Raw genomic sequence first — 19,707 nt, forward strand, 5'->3', positions numbered from 1 at the left:
GAGATAACTTCGAATCAAATTACTTGCCACAGAGTAACACATAACATTTTGATTAGGGAAATAAGATAGTAAACCTAGAATGAAATTAGCTGATTTTTTTGAAAAATCTTTTCATTTATTGCAGATTCCATTATTAAAGTAGTATGGATATAAGATAAAGGATATTGGAAAGCGATCTTCCTATGTCCTTTTTTGATAAATCATATCTTCTATTCATATATTGTAGAAGGTCTTGCTTATATGGTGGAGCATCAGTGGTTCGAATAAAACAGAGATAATAAATATATAGTACACAGAAATGTGTGTACAGTCTTTTTATAAGAAAACTGTTATTCTTAAGATTCAATTCCGACGATACCATATCATCAATGGAATCAATAAAACAGAAACAATCCCTCCAACCATAGATAACATCAAAAAACTGGAACCTGCTACAATCAGTCCAGACAAAGCCCCGCCTGCTGCACCAGATAATGCAATCAAAACGTCCACTGTACCTTGAGTTTTAGCTCGAATGCCAGTCTCAGTAGAATCAACAAGAAGTGCTGTACCACTAATCAGACCAAAGTTCCACCCTAATCCCAGTAAAGAAAGGGCGATAATCAGCAGAAGCAAAGAATCTCCTGGAGCCAATGCAGCAATTAAGGCCGCTAAAAGCAATGTTACACCGGAAGCGCCAGCCATTATTATGCGGCCAAACTTATCAACTAGAAAGCCTGTAAATAGAGATGGGAAATACATGGCACCAATATGAAAGCCTATAACTAGACCTACGGTGCCCAGTCCATGACCATGATGGTTCATATGCACCGGTGTCATCGTCATAATTGCTACCATGACGATCTGTGTAAGGATCATAATGGTTGCACCCACAAAGATGCCACGCTTGTTGGTATGTTTAGCTTTTCCTGTATCATCGCTCTTACGCTGATCCTGCTTAGCCGCTTCAATTGCTTTAGCTATGACTAACGGTTCTGGTCGAAGTAAAATAAATAAAACCAGACCCGCTAGAATATAAGCAGCTGCTGCTAAAACAAAAGGACCCGCAAGTGATGGAACGCCAATAGACTCAGCAAAACGTCCCATCACATTGACTAAGTTTGGTCCTGCAACTGCACCGAATGTTGTGAAAACCATCGTCATGCTGATAGCTGTCGCGCGCTGTTTGTTATTCGCTAAGTCAGTACCAGCATAGCGAGCTTGCAGATTGGTGGCTGATCCTGCGCCATAAATAAGCAAGGAAGCAAATAATAGCAAAATACTATTTATAATTGCTGCAATGATGACTCCTATAGCTCCAAGTCCGCCAATGATAAATCCCGCAGAAAGACCCGCACGACGCCCGAAACGTTGAGACAGTCTGCCAACTGAAAATGCGGCTCCGGCTGATCCCAGTGTGAATAAGGCAGTAGGTAGGCCGGCATATGCATCTGTTCCAAGCATTTGCTGGGCAATGAGAGCACCAACGGTTACTCCGGCTGCTAATCCTGCGCCTCCAAAAATCTGTGAGATACTAACAACCAATAAAGTACGCTTATATAGTGCTTTTTGTTTCTCTGAAGAATGAACATAGCTTTGTACCAAGGCTGATTGTGTTCCTACATCTCTATCTTTCACTATGAAAATTCACCTCTCTTTTAACAAGTTCCTTAATTTAGGTTTGCATTATCATAGCACGCACAAAAAAACCATACAATTCAATAATTGTATGGCAAACAATATTACGTGATTTTATCTAATAAGTTTTTAAGAATAGCTAGTCCTTGCTCTAACTCTTCCGTGGTTTTTGGTGCACACACAGAAACCCTTACAGCTCTTTCTGGTGAGCTGTTGCCTACAACAAAACGATCAGCTGCATACACCTGCACGCCCTGTTTTGCAGCTAACGTTTCGAACGTATCACCAGTAATCGTACCGGGTAATAAAAGCCAGCGAAAGATGCCTGTATCAACGCCTAAGCACGTATAGTCTTTAAAATACTTATTTACGATCTGATTTCTGCAAATCGTCTGTTGACGGTGATTATCGACTAAGACTTCAAATTGATTGGATACAATCGTTCGTGCCGATAATTCTGCTAGCAGGGGCGAAACAGTTATATTCAGATTGTACAGCGCCTTGGAAAGTTGCTCTTTAAATTGCCCTGGCACTGCTACATATGCTAGTCGCAGACCTGGAGCTAATGATTTTGATAAACTGGCGATATGTATGACCTGTTCCGGAGCAAAAGATGCTAGTGCGGGCATCGGGTCTTCATTAAGCAAATGATACGATGCATCTTCAATAACAAACAGTTTATACTTCTTCGCAATTTCTGCAATCTTTTTTCGTTTTTCCACGGATAGAAAGGTAGCTGTAGGATTGTGATAATCCGGGATTAAATAAACGCCTTTAATGTTTTCGTTCTTACATGCATATTCAAGCGATTCCGGACTCATCTCATAATTCTCTGATTTTATCGGTACAATTTGCACGCTGAGCATGGCAGCAACTGTTTTTAAGCCAGGGTATGTATGTAAGTCAACACCAATTCGATCTCCGGGTTTACAAAGACTTGCCAATGCAGCGGCAATCGCATTTTGTCCTCCATTTGCAAATAATATACGCTCTACGGATGTTTCGAATCCGCTTCTTTTGATTAACTGTACAGCTGCATCTTTTTGCCAAAGGCTTTCACCTGACCTGCCATAGCTGAACCACTTTTCATAGTCTGACTCTTGCAGCATGGTTTTAAGTTGAAGCAGGAGAGGTTCATATGAAGTATCATCCGGCAGTGTTGCACCCATTTCTATTAAATGCTTCGGCTCTGTATCCTCGAGTAAATAAGCATTCGACAAAGCATCGTATGATACGTAGGTACCACTTCCAACAGAGGCGCTTAGCAATCCTTTTAGCTCACAGACTTTAAAAGCTTTTGAAATGGTACTTACGTTTAAATCCAAATAATCAGCCAGTTCTCTCTGGGGAGGAAGTTTGGTTCCGGGTATGATAACACCATGGATTATATCTCGTTCCAATTGCTCAGCTAACGCTTTGTAGATAGGCTTATTAGTTTTATCAAGAACTGGCTTCCAGCTCATAGGATAGTTATCAAAAGAATTAATAGGCATAATTTACATTCCTTTTTAAGCAAATTTATAATGCTGATTTGTTATTTAATTATAGGCGTATTAGGGTTGGGAGCTACAGTTGCTATTATGACTGTTTCTAATGACGTAGTTCAATTAGTTTTTCTAATAAATAAATGTATTATTGGTAATACTACTTCTTGTTTTAAACCATTGCTTTTAACGTTTAAATATATTGAAGGTCGGGAAAAGTAATAAATAATAACTCCTTTAGAAGGATACTGAAAAGAAACTTATTGTAATTATTATAATTGAATAATTTATATTAGATAACAAGTATAATAATTGATGAAATGGAATTTGAATGTTAGAATTATTTCGAATAATCTAAGGAGGTACACCAATTTGGCTGAGAATAAAGATAAGAATGTTGAGAGAAAGACCCTAACTACTAGGCAGGGGCATCCAGTTACAGATAATCAGAATATCCGTACGATTGGTGACCGAGGTCCGGCAACACTTGAGAATTATCACTTTATCGAAAAAATTTCCCATTTTGACAGGGAAGAGGTACCAGAGCGGGTTGTACACGCAAGGGGTGCTGGGGCGTTTGGTTATTTTGAAACGTACGGAAAAGTAGGGGACGAGCCTGTAGAAAAGTATACACGTGCAAAAGTCTTTTCGGGCGCTGGTAAGAAAACGCCATTGATGGTTCGTTTCTCTACAGTAGCGGGGGCAAAAGATTCTCCGGAAACTGCTCGAGATCCTCGTGGTTTTGCAGTGAAGATGTATACGGAAGATGGAAACTGGGACTTGGTTGGTAACAACCTGAAGATTTTCTTTATCCGTGATGCGATGAAGTTCCCGGATATGATTCATGCGTTCAAAGTAGATCCAGCGTCAAACGTCCCTAATCCGCAGCGCATGTTTGACTTTGTGTCACGTACGCCTGAGGCAACACATATGATTACATTCTTATTCTCGCCATATGGCATACCAGCAACATATCGCCATATGCAAGGTTCAGGTGTCAATACTTATAAATGGGTAAATGAAAAGGGAGAAGCAGTCCTGGTGAAGTACCACTGGGAACCGAAGCAAGGCATCCGAAATTTGACCCAAGAAGAAGCAGATTACATTCAAGGAAAGAACACCAGTCATGCAACACAAGATTTATATGAGGCAATAGAGCAAGGGGATTACCCGGAATGGGAGCTATTTGTTCAAATCATGGAAGATGATTATCATGAAGAGCTGGACTTTGATCCTCTTGATGACACGAAACTATGGCCGGAAGATAAATTCCCATGGCTTCCAGTAGGAAAAATGGTTTTAGATCGTAATCCAGTGGACTATCACGCAGAGATTGAGCAAGCAGCATTTGGTACTGGCGTGCTTGTCGATGGAATGGACTTTTCTGACGACAAAATGCTGCAAGGCCGTACTTTTTCTTATTCCGATACGCAGCGCTACCGTGTAGGAGCCAACTACTTGAAATTGCCTGTTAACGCACCTAAAACAACTATCCATACAAATCAGCATCGTGGACAGATGGATTTCCGGGACCCGAAAGAGTCCGGTGACAATCCGCATATCAATTATGAACCGTCCATGCTTGGCGGTTTGCAGGAAGCGGATAAAGGAGAACGGCCGCAGCACCGTCCAACATATAACGCTGCAGCTATGAGCGCGCCGATCGATCGCCCGAATAACTACGGGCAAGCAGGTGAAACGTATCGCAACCTTGAGGATTGGGAGCGAGATGAGTTAATCAATAACTTGTCCAATGCTTTGGCTGTTTGTGATAAATCAATCCAAGACGCCATGGTGGAGCACTTTACACAGGCAGATGAGGAATATGGCCGTCGTGTGAAGGAAGGCATTGAGGCGAAGCTGAAAGAAATCAAAGAAAACAAAGAAGAAAATAAGCTTCCAGGACGCGAAGCAGGGCACACGAAATTTGGTCAAGGTTCATTAGCTGCAAATGAAGCTACTGATGAAGCTGTAGAGAATAGCCGTAAATCAGATGAGTATTAAGAAATAATGTTTGTACAAAAAGGCTGTCATGTGACAGCCTTTTTGTATGCATTTTTTAGCTTGCTGCCCTGATCAGTCGAAGTATTTTCAATTCGAAATCCTACAAACTTATAACTAAGGATATATTCATCTAGTTTGTGTTATTTAACATCCTCTTGATGAATTAGAGACTCTATGTCTTCTTAATGTCATATGCAGCACTTCTGCTGGAGCTTTTCGCATTATAAAATACCGGATTCCAATAGAGGAATCCGGTATTATAGTGCCCTCTCTAAGTGGACGGGTCTATTTTAGATATCAGCATCCTAAGAGAAGGAAGTATGAAATTTCATTTAAGCTAATCTCGTCTTAAAGTCTTGATAACCAAACTCGCGCACGACCTTACAATCTCCATCTTTATCTCGTACCGCAATGGCAGGTAAGGGCATACCGTTGAATGTGTTGGTTTTTACCATGGAATAAATAGCCATATCTCCGAAGACTAATCTATCGCCGCTTTTTAAAGGCTGATCGAAAGAATAATCTCCTATTACATCACCTGTAAGGCATGTTTGCCCGCCAAGGCGATATGTGAATGGCTTCTCGCCAGATTCGCCTGAGCCTAATAGAGGGGGGCGATATGGCATTTCCAATACATCTGGCATATGACAAGTTGCGGAAGTATCAAGAATGGCTATTTCAATTCCATTCTTATGAATATCAAGCACTGATGTAATCAGATAGCCTGCATTAAGCGCAATGGCTTCTCCTGGCTCTAGATATACTTCTAGATCGTACTTTTCCTGCATTCTATTAATACACTTTTCTAGAGTGGGGATATCATAATCCTCTCTAGTGATATGGTGACCGCCGCCAAAGTTGATCCATTCCATTTGCGGCAGCCATTGACCGAATTTTTCTTCCACGGCATTTAGAGTCGTCTCTAAATCGTCCGAATTCTGCTGGCAAAGGGTATGGAAGTGCAGTCCTGAAACACCTTCAAGCAACTCTGGAGAGAAATCTTCCTGTTTCACTCCGAATCTGGAACCTGGGGCACATGGATCATAAATTTCATGTCCATCTTGTGTGGAACATTCAGGGTTAATACGCAAGCCAACTTTTCTGCCAGCCTCAAGAGCCTTATCCTTAAATTTTTCCAGCTGTGAGAAAGAGTTAAAGATAATATGATCACAAATGGATATGATTTCGTCGATTTCATCTTCACGATAGGCAGGGGCAAAGACATGATTTTCCTTGCCCATTTCCTCGTAACCTAGACGAGCTTCGAACAGGCCGCTCGCTGTTGTGCCGCTTAAATACTTTCCAATCAAGGGGTACATTGCTGTCATGGAAAAAGCTTTTTGAGCTAACACAATTTTTGCACCTGTACGCTGCATGACGCCATTCAGGATTTTTAGATTCTTTTCGACGAGACCTTCGTCAACTACATAACAAGGGGTTGGTAATTCTTCAAACCGCATGTTATCGAACGGACTCCTGATCTTTAGCTGCAGGCTCCTCAACAAGCACTGGATTGAAGTCTTCTACCCAAGGAAGGCCCCATTTGTTCAGCTCTTCCATGAATGGATCTGGATCAAACTCTTCAATGTTAAACACGCCTGGTTTGTTCCATTTGCCAGTCATGATCATAGCTGCTCCAATCATGGCAGGAACGCCAGTTGTATAAGAGACAGCTTGAGAACCAACTTCTCTGTAGCATGCTTGGTGGTCACAGACATTGTATACATAGTAAGTTTTTTCTTTGCCGTCTTTTTTACCTTTGAAGATACAGCCAATGTTTGTTTTTCCAACTGTACGCGGTCCAAGTGTTGCTGGATCTGGTAATACAGCTTTTAGGAACTGAAGTGGAATAATCTGTTTTCCTTCGAATTCGATTGGTTCGATGGAAGTCATTCCTACATTTTCAAGAGCTTTAAGGTGTGTAAGGTAGCTTTGGCCAAATGTCATGAAGAAACGAATACGCTTGATACCAGGGATATTTACAGCAAGAGATTCAAGCTCTTCATGGTAAAGCAAGTACATATCTTTTTTACCAACTTCAGCAAAGTCATACTCACGCTTGATTTCCATTGGTTCTGTTTCGATCCATTCGCCATTTTCCCAATATCTTCCGTTAGCAGAAACCTCACGGATATTGATTTCAGGATTGAAGTTCGTTGCGAAAGGATAGCCATGGTCTCCGCCATTACAGTCAAGGATATCGATATATTCGATTTCATCAAAGTAATGCTTTAGTGCATATGCAGAAAACACACCTGTAACACCTGGATCAAAACCGCTGCCTAAAAGAGCAGTGATTCCTGCTTTTTCAAAACGCTCGCGGTATTCCCACTGCCATTTGTATTCAAATTTAGCTGTATCCTCTGGCTCGTAGTTTGCTGTGTCCATATAGTGTGTTTTTGTTGCAAGACAAGCATCCATGATCGTCAAATCCTGATACGGTAATGCTAAGTTCATGACAATATCCGGTTTTACTTCTTCGATTAGAGCGATTAGCTCATCTACATTATCTGCATCCACTTGCGCCGTGGTGATTTTTGTTTTACCGCCATCTAATTTTGCTTTTAACTCATCACATTTAGATTTTGTACGGCTTGCGATACAAATCTCTTCAAATACCTCGCTGTTTTGAACGGCTTTGTGAACAGCTACTGAAGCTACGCCGCCAGCGCCAATAATAAGTGCTTTACCCATTCTTTTATCTCCTAACTAAGATAGATTTTTGTCTAGCAAAGAAGAATACTGAACCAACCAAGCGATCAGAGTTGTTGCCACTTGCACGGCTGCAGGAAAGAAATACTTAGAAATAGTTCCCTAAAAACAAAAAAGCAAGTGCCAGAAACGCTAATCGCGCATCACACTTGCTTTAGATATAATTATCAATATTAAAATAGCATAGTAACTCCAGAACAAAAGCAGTCCAATTAAACTGAGTCTTTTGCAAGAAAGCTTTTTAATATTCAAGAATATATCAAATAGGATCAGAGTCTAATAGCAAATAATTACTTTTACCACTCTTATTGACCGTTTCACAAGTTGATGTGCATAAGCACTGGTTGTAAAGTAACCAACTTATAAAATTTGAGCTTCTAACTCAATCAATAGGGCAACTAAAGTTGCCAATCGGCATTTGACCCGGCTGTCCGTATGGCCCTTAAACTTCCCTCAAGAGAGAAGTGGTCAAAATTATCTGCTTGGAAAGATCCAGATATATTGAATAGCAGCTTTCCAAATAACGCATCTATTATACTAACACATATAATTTATATAGCAATAGACAAATTTCATTATATTTTTTACATATATGACATAAAAGTCTTGAATGGTTACCATACACTATGTGTTTTGATGAAGACGAAGTTCCACATATCCCAAAAAATTAACGAGACGACCTACAAGATAAGACTGGAGGCAGCCTTTGGACTTCTTTTCGATGATGAGGATAAGAATGAAGTTGATACTATAGGTGGTTGGTTCTTTAGGAATAGCAATGAAGTTAAGGTAACGACAGAATTAGAAGTACACGGTTATACATTAACTGTAATCGAGATGGAAGACCATCAGATATTGACTATAAAGATGAAGAAACTGACTTCGGAATTCAAACAACAAGATAATGTGGTGTCTTCATAATTATAGAAAGACATAACAAAGAATCCCCTTTCATTCTTCAAAAAGGGGATTCTTTCTGTTGCTTAGAATGACCCCCCCTAATTTAAACCATTCCATTATAAGAATGAATTTGTACCAGTTAATACCCTTTCTACAAAATATGACAAAATCATTAGTGAAAAGCTTCACTTTCTAGTACTTCTTACCGATATAAAGAGGAATCATGTGCAGAGGAGCTAGTATTTTATGAATTCTACGATTCAGGCAGTAGTCAATATTGCCCCCATTATAAAAGATACATTAGGCCCGACAGCGGCAATAGGTGTAATGGATACAGAGAAGTTTGTCTATTTCGCTCCATCAACGCTTCTGAAGCTGGACGTTGAAGCAGGAAAATCAAGACTTGATGAACATGAGGTTTATTTGCGAGCCATCAAAGGGGAACACATTATTTCTAAAACCGAAGATCCTGAAATATTCGGTGTACCGGTCGTGACCTCCATAACTCCTATTCGGGATATGGAAACAAACGAAATTGTTGGTCTTTTGTCTTTATCTCGGACATTGGAGCATCAAGATAAGCTAGACAAAGAGCTTAGCAGACTTAATAATGTAATCGATGCATTGCAAGGTAAGGTACAGTATGTAGCTGCACAAGCAGAGGAACTTTCTGCTACTAGTAGTGACATCAACCAGCAAGCGAACAATGCAAACCAAAACTCCCGCCAAATAGGTGAAGTGGTTCAATTGATAGAACAAATTTCCACACAGACAAATCTTCTTGGATTAAATGCAGCCATCGAGGCAGCTCGTTCTGGCGAAGCAGGAAAAGGCTTCGGCGTTGTTGCAGATGAAATCCGTAAACTTTCCGATAATACGAAGGAAGCAGTTCAGACAATCGGGAAATCCCTAACAGAGATACGATCCAGCATTGAAAACCTGACACTCAGTATTAATGAAGTCTCCACTTCATCAGAGGAGCAGTCTGTCGTCATGGTCGAATTCATGAATGACATTCAAGCTTTGGACGAAAAGAGTAAACAAATCATAGAAACAATGAAGAAAGTAACTAACCAGGAATAGGAGATTAGAATATGAATCTAACATTACAAGCGTTGGTCCATCTAGCACCCGAAATCAAAAAAAACCTTGGTGAGAATTGCTCTGTGGTCGTTACCGACACAGAGAATTTTATTTTTTCTTCCCAGTCGAAAGACTTTGATTATAGCGTTAATGTCGGCGATTTTGCTTTTTCTGAGGACAACGATATACTGCGTCAGGCATTAAATGGAGAAAAGGTACAAATACATATTCCAAAAGAGCGTTATGGTGTTGGTATGCAATACTCCGCTAATCCTATTCGTGATGAAAATGGGGAGATTGTCGGTGTATTCCAAATCACCAAAACCTTGAAAGACGAAGAAATACTTGATAAAGAGCTGGATGAATTACGCACCATTGTCAGCAGTCTGCAAGGAAAAGTGCAGCAAGTTGCAGCGCAGGCTGAAGAACTTTCCGCTACGAGCACGGATATCAATGGTCAAGCAGCTTATGCAAATGAGAACTCCCAGGAAATTAGTAAGGTTGTTCAACTGATTGAGGATATTTCAACACAGACAAACTTATTGGGCTTGAATGCAGCTATTGAAGCAGCCCGTTCCGGCGATGCTGGAAGAGGATTCGGCGTCGTGGCAGATGAAATACGCAAGCTTTCCATAGGGACGAAGGAAGCAGTCGGTACAATCGGTCAATCCCTTCAGGAAATACGAACAAACATGGAGAATTTGACTGTGAGTATCGGTGAAGTGTCCACTGCATCCGAAGAGCAATCTCGTGTAATGGTAGAGTTCATGGAAGATATACAGAATCTTGATCAACAAAGCAATGATATCGGACAATACATCAAAGACATCACAAATTAAGACGGACTAGCACATAGCTACTTCATTGAAAAAGGGGATAAAACAATGAAATCTTTAGTATATTACGGATCAAAAGATGTAAAAGTTGAAAATATCGCTGAGCCAGAGGTCAGCCAAGAAACGGTTAAAGTCAAAGTTAAATTCGCAGGTATATGCGGTACTGATCTTCACGAATATCTGCATAAGACCTTTGTAACAGAAGATAAAATGATTTTAGGTCATGAGTTTACTGGTGAGATTGTTGAGGTGGGCGACAATGTAACCAAATTTAAAGCTGGTGATAGAGTAGCCGTAGAACCTATTTGGGGATGTGGCGAGTGTGATACCTGTAAAACAGGAAACTATAATATATGTCCTGATATGAAATCATACGGAATCCACGAGAATGGCGGCTTTGCAGAATACGTTGTAGTAAAAGAAGCAAATGTATTTGCACTGCCGGCTACACTCAGCTTTGAATTGGCAGCTTTAATAGAACCTCTAGCTGTTGTATTACAAGCAATCAGAAAAAGCAAATTTAAAATTGGCGACAGCGTAGCGCTTTTTGGTGCAGGACCCATCGGACTGCTTTTATCAGAAAGTTTAAGAGCAGCAGGAGCAAGTAAGATCTTTGTGGCTGAAGTAAGTGAGGAACGCAGAAAATTAGCTTTGGAAATGGGAGCGGATATCGTTATTAACCCGATAGAGGAAGATGCAGTGCAAGTTATTAAGAATAATACGAATGGCGGAGTGGATGTTTCCTTTGATGTTGCCGGGGTGGAAGCTACATTCAATCAATCTCTTGATTGCATCAAACCTAATGGGGAATTTATGATTGTCAGTGTTTTCGCGAATCCAGTTAACTATCACCCAACAATGCAAGTAGTCAGTGAGAAGAAAATCAATTCCTCTCTTGGTTACAATAATATTTTTAGCCAAGCAATTGATTTGTTAGCTAAGGGATCATTGAATGTTAAGCCAGTCATTACGAGTATTATAGAGCTGGACAACATAGTAGCAGATGGTTTTGAAAAACTGATAAATGATAAAAATGAATGTAAGATCTTAGTTAAGCCTAGTTAAGATAGGAAAAAGGAAGATCAGTTTGATATGCTCCCTTTCAAGTAGACAGTTAAACCTAACTGTTTACTTAAGGGGAGTTTTTTAAGTTGAAGATTCCATACATCATAATTTTACTTTTTGGATGAGATTGTTTTCACTTGATTCATTTTAAGTTCAACTTAAGTTAGTTGAATAAATAACTGTAAAGAACTTATTAGATTACAGAATAGCTTCAAATAGAGATCCTTGAGTCATGGAAAGCTGGAATAGAGGTAAACAATCGTAGTTGGAGGTAAGAGCTCGATTTCGGTTACAATAGACTTTATTGAAGGAAAAGCTTACACTGGTACAATGTGCACGTAGAATGTTCATAAATGATCTTTCTTTATACTAAGTTTATTTGAAATAGCATACGATATATCCCACATTTCGTTCTTCTGTGGTTTTTGGAGTGGTACTAGATAACCTTTTGATGATGTTAGCTATCAACCTAAAAAGATACGTGGGAATAGGTAGTAAGGGGCATGAGTTATGGATAGAAACAACCAAACATCAAATGATTTACAAAAAGGGTTAAAAAACCGCCATGTGCAGATGATCGCACTGGGCGGAGCAATTGGAACCGGCTTATTTTATGGATCTGCTTCTTCCATTGGATTAGCAGGACCGGCAATCCCGCTGGCTTATCTGGTAGGCGGCTTGATGATATTTTTTATCATGCGGGCCTTGGGGGAGCTTTCGGTTGATACGCCAAACTCTGGTTCCATCAGTTATTATGCATATGAGAACTTAGGAGGCTTTTTCGGGTTCTTCTCCGGATGGAACTATTGGTTCAATTACGTGGCAGTAACGATGGCGGAGTTGACGGTCGTCGGTATATACGTCCAATATTGGTTTCCGGAAGTACCGTCCTGGCTGACAGCATTCGGATTCCTTGTCTTGATTACTTGCATTAATTTACTTAGTGTCAAGCTTTATGGAGAATTCGAGTTTTATTTCGCTCTCATCAAAGTGGTAGCTATTATTGGCATGATAATTCTAGGTTTGATAATCATCTTCACTGGTTTTGGCAATAACGGTGTACCGACCGGTTTCTCCAACTTATTTGATGAAGGAGGCTTCCTGCCAAACGGAATGATAGGTGTTCTTCTGGCACTTGTACCTGTTATGTTCAGCTTTGGCGGTGTCGAGCTGGTAGGGATAACAGCGGGTGAAGTGGATACACCTAAAAAAACGATTCCTAAAGCAATTAATCAAGTTGTTTACCGCATCTTAATCTTCTATGTTGGTTCAATGATTGTAATCACAGCTATCTTCCCATGGAATCAAATAGACGGGGAAAGCAGTCCTTTTGTTCAAATACTCGATGGCGTCGGTATACCGGCAGCAGCTGGAATATTGAATATTGTTGTCTTGACTGCGGCTGTGTCGGCGCATAACAGCAGCTTGTACAGTAATGGGCGCATGCTGCATGCCTTAGCGAAGCAAGGCAACGCACCACGATTCCTGCAGCGTACCGGGAAACGGACAGGTGCACCAGTACCAGCCATCTTACTCTCTTCCGGGGTGGCAGGAATTGCTGTTATAGTCAACTTCTTAATGCCGGAAAAGGTGTTCGGCTATGTGATGGCGACTGCGACGGTTGCAGGTATCATCAACTGGAGTATGATTGTTATCATCCATTTAGCATTCCGAAAGCGCATAGGAAAGGAAGCAGCAAGCAAGTTATCCTTCAAGCTGCCGCTTTATCCTATCTCCAATTATGTTGTAATGCTATTCCTGGCAGCGGTGCTCGTCATCATAGGATTCATGCCGGATTATCGTTTGGCTCTTTATATATTGCCTTTGTGGGTGCTGATACTGGTAATAGGATATAAACTGAAGAAAAAATAAAAAATGCGTGTCCATTATAGGGACACGCATTTTTCATTAATTTACTGGCTATCGTATACCCTGACAGGATTTTACCTTAAGGATTACTTCTCTAATTGCTCTTCCCCCCAATAGCAAATTGCATCTAATACAGGAATCAAAGATAATCCTTTTTCGGTTAAGCTATATTCCACTTTTGGAGGCACTTGAGGATATTCTTTGCGATTAACTAGCTGATCGTTTTCCAGTTCTTTCAGCGTATTGGTTAAAGTTTTAAAAGAAATATTGCCTAGCATCCGTTTTAACTGATTATAGCGAATAGGATCATTGCTTAAATATAAGGCATATAAGACTGACATTTTGTATTTCCCCCCAATTAAAGACAACGTAAATCCAAAACCAGTTTCCTTTATCTGATCTTTAAATTCATAGCGATCCATTCAACACTCTCCTTTAGGTAAGTATCGCACTTTAATTACCGTACTTGTAGAAGGGTAAGGCATTCAATAAACTAAATGTACATCAAGCTATGATGCAAAGAAAGCGAAAAAGGAGGAAACAATAATGAAGACCATTGTCTATGCTCATCCTTGGGAAGGGAGCTTTAATCATGCGATCTTAACTAGCATAACAAAAGACTTAGAAGCCAAAAGAGAGAAATTTCAAGTGATCGATCTTTATAAAGATGAGTTTAACCCCGCCTATACAGCTGAAGAATTGAAGTTATTTAACAAAGGAGAAACGCCGTACAAATTAGTTAAGGAATATCAGGAAAAATTAAGCCAAGCCACAGAATTGATATTTATTTTCCCGGTCTGGTGGTGGGACTTACCTGCTATTTTAAAGGGTTTCATCGATAAAGTGATGTTGAGTGGCTTTGCTTTTCTAGAAGACAAAGAAAAAGGTGAGCTGAAAGGATTATTGACCAACATAAGAAAAACAACTGTCATTTCAACTTCTACAACTGATAAAGCTTACATTGAATCGGAAGGTGGAAACGCTATTCAGGGAGTCTTTATTAACAGAACACTAGCTGACTTGGGATTAAGAAATGATGACACAAAATGGGTTCATTTTTCTGGGGTAAACGTAACAACGGATGAGAAAAGAAAAATGTTCTTACAAGAAATACCCCTCAAACTTTGAGTTGATTTTTCTGCTTGACCTTTTCAGAGTGATAGGGGCATATCTTTATTCTGAGAGAAAACAAGGAATTGTATAAGTCTGGTGTAAAAGAACGTAGTACTCATCACACAGTATCCGGCTTACTCCAGTCACAAAAATGTATAGCGAAAAGCCACACTTGTAGTAAAGTGTGGCTTCGTTCATCTTATTATTTATCTACCCTTAAATTCTTGAAATAATATTCTTTGTCATGATCCGTAATCTCCCTGCGTACTCGGCACGGATTACCTACAGCAACAACATTGGAAGGTATGTCTTTTGTAACTACACTGCCAGCCCCAATGACTGTATTGTCTCCTACTGAAATACCCGGAAGAAGAATTGCACCAGCACCTATCCAACAGTTTTTTCCTACAGTTACTGGTACATTAAATTGATATGCTTCTTCACGGAGTTCTGGCCAGATAGGATGCCCAGCTGTTGCTATCGTTACATTAGGGCCTATCATTGTATAGTCTCCGACGTAAATATGCGTGTCATCTACTAAAGTTAAATTAAAATTGACGTAAACATTCTTTCCGAAATGAACATGGTTGCCACCCCAATTTGCGTGGAGTGGGGGCTCTATATAGCAACCTTCCCCAATCTCAGCGAACATTTTTTTTAGCAAAGCTTCTCTTTTTTCTATTTCGGTTGGTCGCGTTTGATTAAAGTCGTATAGTCGTTCGAGGCATACTATTTGTTGAGCTGCAAAATCTTTATCTCCTGGTAGATACATACTGCTATTGTGCAGTCTATCTTTAAAACTTTTATCCATATGTACAGCCTCATTTCTTCAAAAAAGTTAATTATAGTCTTAGCTAACGTCTTTCATTACGTTCTCACCTATCAAGAAGTTTCAAGACCTGATTATTGGCTCAATCGTTTAGGCTTAACACTAATTTCGTTAGCGCGTATTAAAATCAACCGACAGAACATTATCCCTGCTACACATACTAGAAGAAAATAAGGAAATATCAAAAAGGAAATGTTGGCCAACAACTGTCCTAGCAAGGGCGCCACTAAAGTAGCACCAGTGTAAGCAAAGGCCATTTGAATTCCCATAGCTGCTTGTGAATGAACTACTCCAAAATATACAGGAGTTTGGTGTAACATAGAAGGGTAGATTGGTGCAAGACCGGTTCCTATAATGACAAAGGATAATAGAGTAAATATCGTGGGAAATGGAAGTAACATTATAACTAAACCGGAAGCAGCCAAAGTACATCCCAGCTGAATTAATGCTTCATTCTTTATTCGTATTGATAGAAATCCACTTAACATACGGCCTGCTGTCATACCAAGAAAGTACAAAGAAATCCAACCAGCGGCACTTTCGGCTGGGACATTCTCTATTTTGACTAAGTAACTAGAACCCCAGAGCATTATACAAGCCTCTGTTGATGCTATAAAGAAAAATGACACCATTCCAAAGGCAGATCCTTTTTTCTTAAAGGAGTTCAGCAATCCCATTTTATTTTCTGAATTGGTTTCTTTCGTATATTGAATTCTCTTACTATCAGCATTTTCGTATTCTTTCCACTTTGAAAGTGAAAAGAGGAGCAGTAAAACTAATGCAAACTGCAATAATGAAATGGTAAAATAACCGCTTCTCCAAGAATTCCCCCAAACAACTAATACTGATAATATAACAGGGCCGAGCAGAGCTCCAACTCCCCAGAAAGCGTGTAACCAGTTCATATGTTTTGCTTCGTAGTGAGTAGCGACAAACCTGTTTAAAGCTGCATCCACCGCTCCAGCACCCAGTCCCAATGGTATAGCACATACTATCAGCCATATAAATGAAGGAGAAAATGCGAAACCAAGCAGTGCGATAGCAGTCATAGATATACTTATTATAACAATCTTACCCGTACCCAAAACTCTAATTAATCTATATGAAAACAGACTGGATACTATTGTTCCTATAGATATAATAATAGAAGCAATACCTGCATTCCAAATCGGAACCCCAAGATCAGTGTTCATAAGCGGCCACGCAGACCCTAATATAGAATCGGGTAAACCTAAGCTGATAAATGATAAGTAAATTAAGAAGATGAAGAACATGATATCCTCCTATTCCTAAAAAGGAAGCTTATACTGCAAATAAACAGCAATTACCACCCTGTGTTAACGAGTTATTCGCATAAACTTAATTAATTATATTTTTATTCATCGATCTCCTGCTTCATTCATTGGAAACATGCATGAAATTAGAAGCGATAACTTTTTAAGGATGAAATAAATTAGGAGTAGAGGCCGTTACAGCCAATAATTTTGCAAGGGACAAAAGAGAGCACTTTTACTCGTATTTTCCTTTCTAATAAGGAGATATTGAGAAAGCAATGCCTGGGCTTCCTAAAACTATTGATAAAAAAATAGGAGATGTGTATAATCCTACTTACTGTGAAAAAAATATTCTTTTCTTCTTATTTAGAGAGATGGAGGGACTGGCCCGAAGAAATCTCGGCAGCGGAACTTATGAGATTAAGTTGCTGTGCCAAATCCAGCAAGCTGCGGCTTGATAGATAAGAGGAGCGTTTTATAGATATAAAGCCTCTTCTTATGGATGTAAGAGGGGCTTTATTTTTTTGCAATAAAACAAAATCAGAGGTGAATCAATGAAGAAAGCAAATCCATGGGCTCTCATCCCATTTATTGTTTTTTTAGTTTTATTTATTGGATCCGGGATTATCACAGGAGATTTTTATAAATTTCCGGTCATAGTAGCAATCACAATAGCAGCGGCTGTAGCTTTGTCTATGAATCGAAGAGAATCCCTTACAAATAAGGTCGATATTTTCTGCAAAGGTGCAGGTAATAGCAATGTCATGCTGATGGTGATCATATTCATTTTAGCAGGAGCGTTTTCTGAAGTTGCCAAAGGCATGGGAGCAGTAGAGTCTGCTGTAAACCTTACTACATCAGTTGTTCCGCAAAACCTGCTAGTTGTAGGATTGTTTGTCATTGCATGCTTTATTTCCTTGTCGATGGGCACATCTGTTGGATCCATTGTAGCACTAGCTCCAATTGGAGTTGGAATAAGCGATGAAACTAGTCTTTCGCTGGCTTTGGTGATGGGAGTGATTGTTGGTGGTTCGATGTTCGGTGATAATCTATCCTTCATATCAGATACAACGATAACTTCCGTTCGCACGCAGGGCGCACAGATGAAAGATAAATTTAAGGTTAATTTTTGGATTGTGTTACCGGCAGCAATTGTTACGTGCATCATTTTAGGATTTATCGCAATTGGTGAATCAGCTCAAGTAGAACAAATTAACTATAATTGGATAAAGATAATTCCTTACGTCCTAGTTATAGTTTTTGCTTTAATTGGTATGAACGTCTTCCTCGTACTTGTGCTGGGAATTGTTCTTGCGGGAGCTGTTGGCTGGATAGATGGCAGCTACTATTTCATGAGCCTGATGCAGCAGATTGGGGATGGAATGGCAGGTATGTATGAGATTGCCTTCCTTGCAATATTAATAGCTGGAATGGTAGAGATAATTAAGTTTAATGGAGGAATTGATTATATTCTGCACCTTGCAACGCGAAGAATTAAAACGAAAAAGGGTGCCGAATTTAGTATCGCCGGACTTGTAAGTCTAACTGATGTTTCAACTGCTAATAACACAATCTCTATATTGATTACTGGTCCACTAGCTAAAAATATTGCAAATCAGTATGGGATAGAACCGAGAAAATCAGCTAGTATATTAGATCTTTTCTCTTGCTCAATCCAAGGTCTTTTACCATACGGAGCTCAATTATTGACTGCTGCAACCGTTGCAGGAATTTCGCCAATGAGTATCATTCCATACAGCTTCTATCCAATCTTGGTAGGTATTTGTGGTATTATTGCCATCTTAATTGGCTATCCAAAGAAGAAAAATACTTTGGAAAAATAACTTTTCAGCTCTCCCTTAGAGCAAATGTGTATTTATTAATCTTCCTTCCAGTACGGGAATAGAAGCATTTTAGGAACAAGCGGAATTATATCGTAAACTAGCTTATTGGTTAAAAACTGGTTCTGCCTAATAGAAAAAACTAGCACACTTTTACAACAACAAAACTAAATAGTATGAAGTAAGTATGAAAAACAGCTGCATCTCTGGGAAACACAAGCAGCTGTTTTTCTTATTTATAAAGCCAATCTCTGCGGAATTTGAAGAGAATAATCAGATAAATATTCAAAACCCTTACCAATTCCCCCAGCTGCGTGACTGTCTGAGCCAGGAACAAGCGGAATTCCCATTTTTGCTGCGTGCGCTATAAGCTCAACTGGCGGATAGATTTCTTTACATAATGGTTTATAAAGACCAGCTGTATTCACATCAAGCTCATATCCTTTTCTCTTTATGAGTTCCAGAATGTGTTTCTGTTCCTCTGAGAAAGAAGCCGGCTTCTGATAAGCAAGCTGAAATTTTTGAATCAGCGTAATATGACCAATTCTTCCTGGTTTATAGTGACCAAGATCAGCTTCAATGGAAGACTGGAGATTATCATAATAAGCTTTATATAATGGTAAAAGTCCTCCAAATGCATCAGCAGCACGCCCAAATTCATCCTCACTATGATCAATACAGAAGAAAGACTTATCCGGTGCTTGGAGCATGTGCACGGAAAGGATACCATCATTCATTTCCGGACCGTATGTATCAAGGAAAGTTTGTGTTTCTTGTTCGTAGCCTCTGATATAATCAACTTCAAAGCCAATATTGATTTGCAGATCATTTTTATATTGTCTTTGCAGCTCTTTGCCTTCCATTACATAGGCTTCCACCTTGTTTCGGTCCATGGTGCTGTCACGATGTGGAGCGGGATCTGTAAAGCTTTCCGGTAGCGGAGCATGTTCTGTAAATGATATATGGGTAAGTCCTTTTTCGATTGCCTGCAGAACGTAGGCTTCCATTTTATCGTCTGCGCCGTGCTGGCAATACTGAGTATGTACGTGAAAATCTCCTGGCATATGGTTGTTCCTTTCG

General features: G+C 39.7%; 16 protein-coding genes and 1 riboswitch. Of the genes, 8 read left to right on the forward strand and 8 right to left on the reverse strand.

Annotated elements, in window-relative coordinates; all coding sequences use genetic code 11:
• Positions 1–342: 342 nt before the first annotated feature.
• Positions 343–1,626, reverse strand: a complete 1,284-nt coding sequence (locus ABXS78_RS08620) for an MFS transporter (protein ID WP_366249904.1) — start codon at positions 1,624–1,626, stop codon at positions 343–345.
• Between the two features lie 95 nt (positions 1,627–1,721).
• Positions 1,722–3,110, reverse strand: a complete 1,389-nt coding sequence (locus tag ABXS78_RS08625) for a PLP-dependent aminotransferase family protein (protein WP_366249709.1) — start codon at positions 3,108–3,110, stop codon at positions 1,722–1,724.
• Between the two features lie 363 nt (positions 3,111–3,473).
• Here ABXS78_RS08625 and ABXS78_RS08630 point away from each other — a divergent pair, with 363 nt between their 5' ends.
• Positions 3,474–5,105, forward strand: a complete 1,632-nt coding sequence (locus ABXS78_RS08630) for a catalase (protein WP_366249710.1) — start codon at positions 3,474–3,476, stop codon at positions 5,103–5,105.
• A gap of 332 nt (positions 5,106–5,437) precedes the next feature.
• Here ABXS78_RS08630 and nspC read toward each other — a convergent pair whose 3' ends face one another.
• The gene (gene nspC, locus ABXS78_RS08635) at positions 5,438–6,565 is read right to left on the reverse strand and encodes a carboxynorspermidine decarboxylase (RefSeq protein ID WP_366249711.1); all 1,128 of its coding nucleotides are present in this window, start codon (positions 6,563–6,565) and stop codon (positions 5,438–5,440) included.
• Position 6,566: 1 nt separating this feature from the next.
• Entirely contained in the window at positions 6,567–7,799 is a 1,233-nt protein-coding gene (locus ABXS78_RS08640) for a saccharopine dehydrogenase family protein (RefSeq protein ID WP_366249712.1), read from the reverse strand.
• A 654-nt stretch (positions 7,800–8,453) separates the two neighbouring features.
• Here ABXS78_RS08640 and ABXS78_RS08645 point away from each other — a divergent pair.
• The 5 genes from ABXS78_RS08645 to ABXS78_RS08665 all read left to right on the forward strand — a co-directional run bounded on the left by ABXS78_RS08645 (position 8,454) and on the right by ABXS78_RS08665 (position 13,573).
• Positions 8,454–8,738, forward strand: a complete 285-nt coding sequence (locus ABXS78_RS08645) for a transporter associated domain-containing protein (protein ID WP_366249713.1) — start codon at positions 8,454–8,456, stop codon at positions 8,736–8,738.
• A gap of 225 nt (positions 8,739–8,963) precedes the next feature.
• Positions 8,964–9,800: a methyl-accepting chemotaxis protein gene (locus ABXS78_RS08650; protein WP_366249714.1), complete on the forward strand. Its 837-nt coding sequence runs from the start codon at positions 8,964–8,966 to the stop codon at positions 9,798–9,800.
• A gap of 11 nt (positions 9,801–9,811) precedes the next feature.
• Positions 9,812–10,639, forward strand: a complete 828-nt coding sequence (locus tag ABXS78_RS08655; RefSeq protein ID WP_366249715.1) for a methyl-accepting chemotaxis protein — start codon at positions 9,812–9,814, stop codon at positions 10,637–10,639.
• Between the two features lie 45 nt (positions 10,640–10,684).
• Positions 10,685–11,701 (forward strand): 2,3-butanediol dehydrogenase, encoded by a 1,017-nt coding sequence (locus ABXS78_RS08660; protein ID WP_366249716.1) that lies wholly within the window; start codon positions 10,685–10,687, stop codon positions 11,699–11,701.
• Positions 11,702–12,211: 510 nt separating this feature from the next.
• On the forward strand, positions 12,212–13,573 hold the full coding sequence (locus ABXS78_RS08665; RefSeq protein WP_366249717.1) for an amino acid permease: 1,362 nt from the start codon (positions 12,212–12,214) through the stop codon (positions 13,571–13,573).
• 83 nt (positions 13,574–13,656) lie between these two features.
• Here the strand turns inward: ABXS78_RS08665 and ABXS78_RS08670 are convergent, their stop codons facing one another.
• Entirely contained in the window at positions 13,657–13,992 is a 336-nt protein-coding gene (locus tag ABXS78_RS08670) for a helix-turn-helix domain-containing protein (RefSeq protein WP_366249718.1), read from the reverse strand.
• A 124-nt stretch (positions 13,993–14,116) separates the two neighbouring features.
• On the opposite strand from ABXS78_RS08670, the gene ABXS78_RS08675 reads away from it, so the two are divergent.
• Positions 14,117–14,698, forward strand: coding sequence for an NAD(P)H-dependent oxidoreductase (locus tag ABXS78_RS08675; protein WP_366249719.1), 582 nt, complete (start codon positions 14,117–14,119; stop codon positions 14,696–14,698).
• Positions 14,699–14,885: 187 nt separating this feature from the next.
• Here ABXS78_RS08675 and ABXS78_RS08680 read toward each other — a convergent pair whose 3' ends face one another.
• Both ABXS78_RS08680 and ABXS78_RS08685 read right to left on the reverse strand, forming a co-directional pair.
• On the reverse strand, positions 14,886–15,494 hold the full coding sequence (locus tag ABXS78_RS08680; RefSeq protein ID WP_366249720.1) for a sugar O-acetyltransferase: 609 nt from the start codon (positions 15,492–15,494) through the stop codon (positions 14,886–14,888).
• 92 nt (positions 15,495–15,586) lie between these two features.
• A complete protein-coding gene (locus ABXS78_RS08685; RefSeq protein ID WP_366249721.1) occupies positions 15,587–16,786 on the reverse strand; it encodes an MFS transporter in 1,200 nt (399 codons plus the stop codon).
• Positions 16,787–17,145: 359 nt separating this feature from the next.
• Positions 17,146–17,254, forward strand: a riboswitch (SAM riboswitch).
• An 86-nt stretch (positions 17,255–17,340) separates the two neighbouring features.
• Here ABXS78_RS08685 and ABXS78_RS08690 point away from each other — a divergent pair.
• The gene (locus ABXS78_RS08690) at positions 17,341–18,630 is read left to right on the forward strand and encodes a Na+/H+ antiporter NhaC family protein (protein WP_366249722.1); all 1,290 of its coding nucleotides are present in this window, start codon (positions 17,341–17,343) and stop codon (positions 18,628–18,630) included.
• A gap of 233 nt (positions 18,631–18,863) precedes the next feature.
• Here the strand turns inward: ABXS78_RS08690 and hisJ are convergent, their stop codons facing one another.
• Complete coding sequence (hisJ, locus tag ABXS78_RS08695) at positions 18,864–19,691, reverse strand: histidinol-phosphatase HisJ (protein WP_366249723.1); 828 nt, start codon at positions 19,689–19,691, stop codon at positions 18,864–18,866.
• Positions 19,692–19,707: the final 16 nt, after the last annotated feature.

This window comes from Terribacillus aidingensis, assembly GCF_040703035.1.
GTDB lineage: Bacteria > Bacillota > Bacilli > Bacillales > Amphibacillaceae > Terribacillus.

Bases quoted from the DNA above. Each gene is read 5' to 3' on its own strand.
- ABXS78_RS08625 (WP_366249709.1), bottom strand. From the start codon at position 3,110: ATGCCTATTAATTCTTTTGATAACTATCCTATGAGCTGGAAGCCAGTT.
- nspC (WP_366249711.1), bottom strand. From the start codon at position 6,565: ATGCGGTTTGAAGAATTACCAACCCCTTGTTATGTAGTTGACGAAGGT.
- ABXS78_RS08640 (WP_366249712.1), bottom strand. From the start codon at position 7,799: ATGGGTAAAGCACTTATTATTGGCGCTGGCGGCGTAGCTTCAGTAGCT.
- ABXS78_RS08645 (WP_366249713.1), top strand. From the start codon at position 8,454: ATGAAGACGAAGTTCCACATATCCCAAAAAATTAACGAGACGACCTAC.
- ABXS78_RS08650 (WP_366249714.1), top strand. From the start codon at position 8,964: ATGAATTCTACGATTCAGGCAGTAGTCAATATTGCCCCCATTATAAAA.
- ABXS78_RS08655 (WP_366249715.1), top strand. From the start codon at position 9,812: ATGAATCTAACATTACAAGCGTTGGTCCATCTAGCACCCGAAATCAAA.
- ABXS78_RS08660 (WP_366249716.1), top strand. From the start codon at position 10,685: ATGAAATCTTTAGTATATTACGGATCAAAAGATGTAAAAGTTGAAAAT.
- ABXS78_RS08665 (WP_366249717.1), top strand. From the start codon at position 12,212: ATGGATAGAAACAACCAAACATCAAATGATTTACAAAAAGGGTTAAAA.
- ABXS78_RS08670 (WP_366249718.1), bottom strand. From the start codon at position 13,992: ATGGATCGCTATGAATTTAAAGATCAGATAAAGGAAACTGGTTTTGGA.
- ABXS78_RS08675 (WP_366249719.1), top strand. From the start codon at position 14,117: ATGAAGACCATTGTCTATGCTCATCCTTGGGAAGGGAGCTTTAATCAT.
- ABXS78_RS08680 (WP_366249720.1), bottom strand. From the start codon at position 15,494: ATGGATAAAAGTTTTAAAGATAGACTGCACAATAGCAGTATGTATCTA.
- ABXS78_RS08685 (WP_366249721.1), bottom strand. From the start codon at position 16,786: ATGTTCTTCATCTTCTTAATTTACTTATCATTTATCAGCTTAGGTTTA.
- ABXS78_RS08690 (WP_366249722.1), top strand. From the start codon at position 17,341: ATGAAGAAAGCAAATCCATGGGCTCTCATCCCATTTATTGTTTTTTTA.
- hisJ (WP_366249723.1), bottom strand. From the start codon at position 19,691: ATGCCAGGAGATTTTCACGTACATACTCAGTATTGCCAGCACGGCGCA.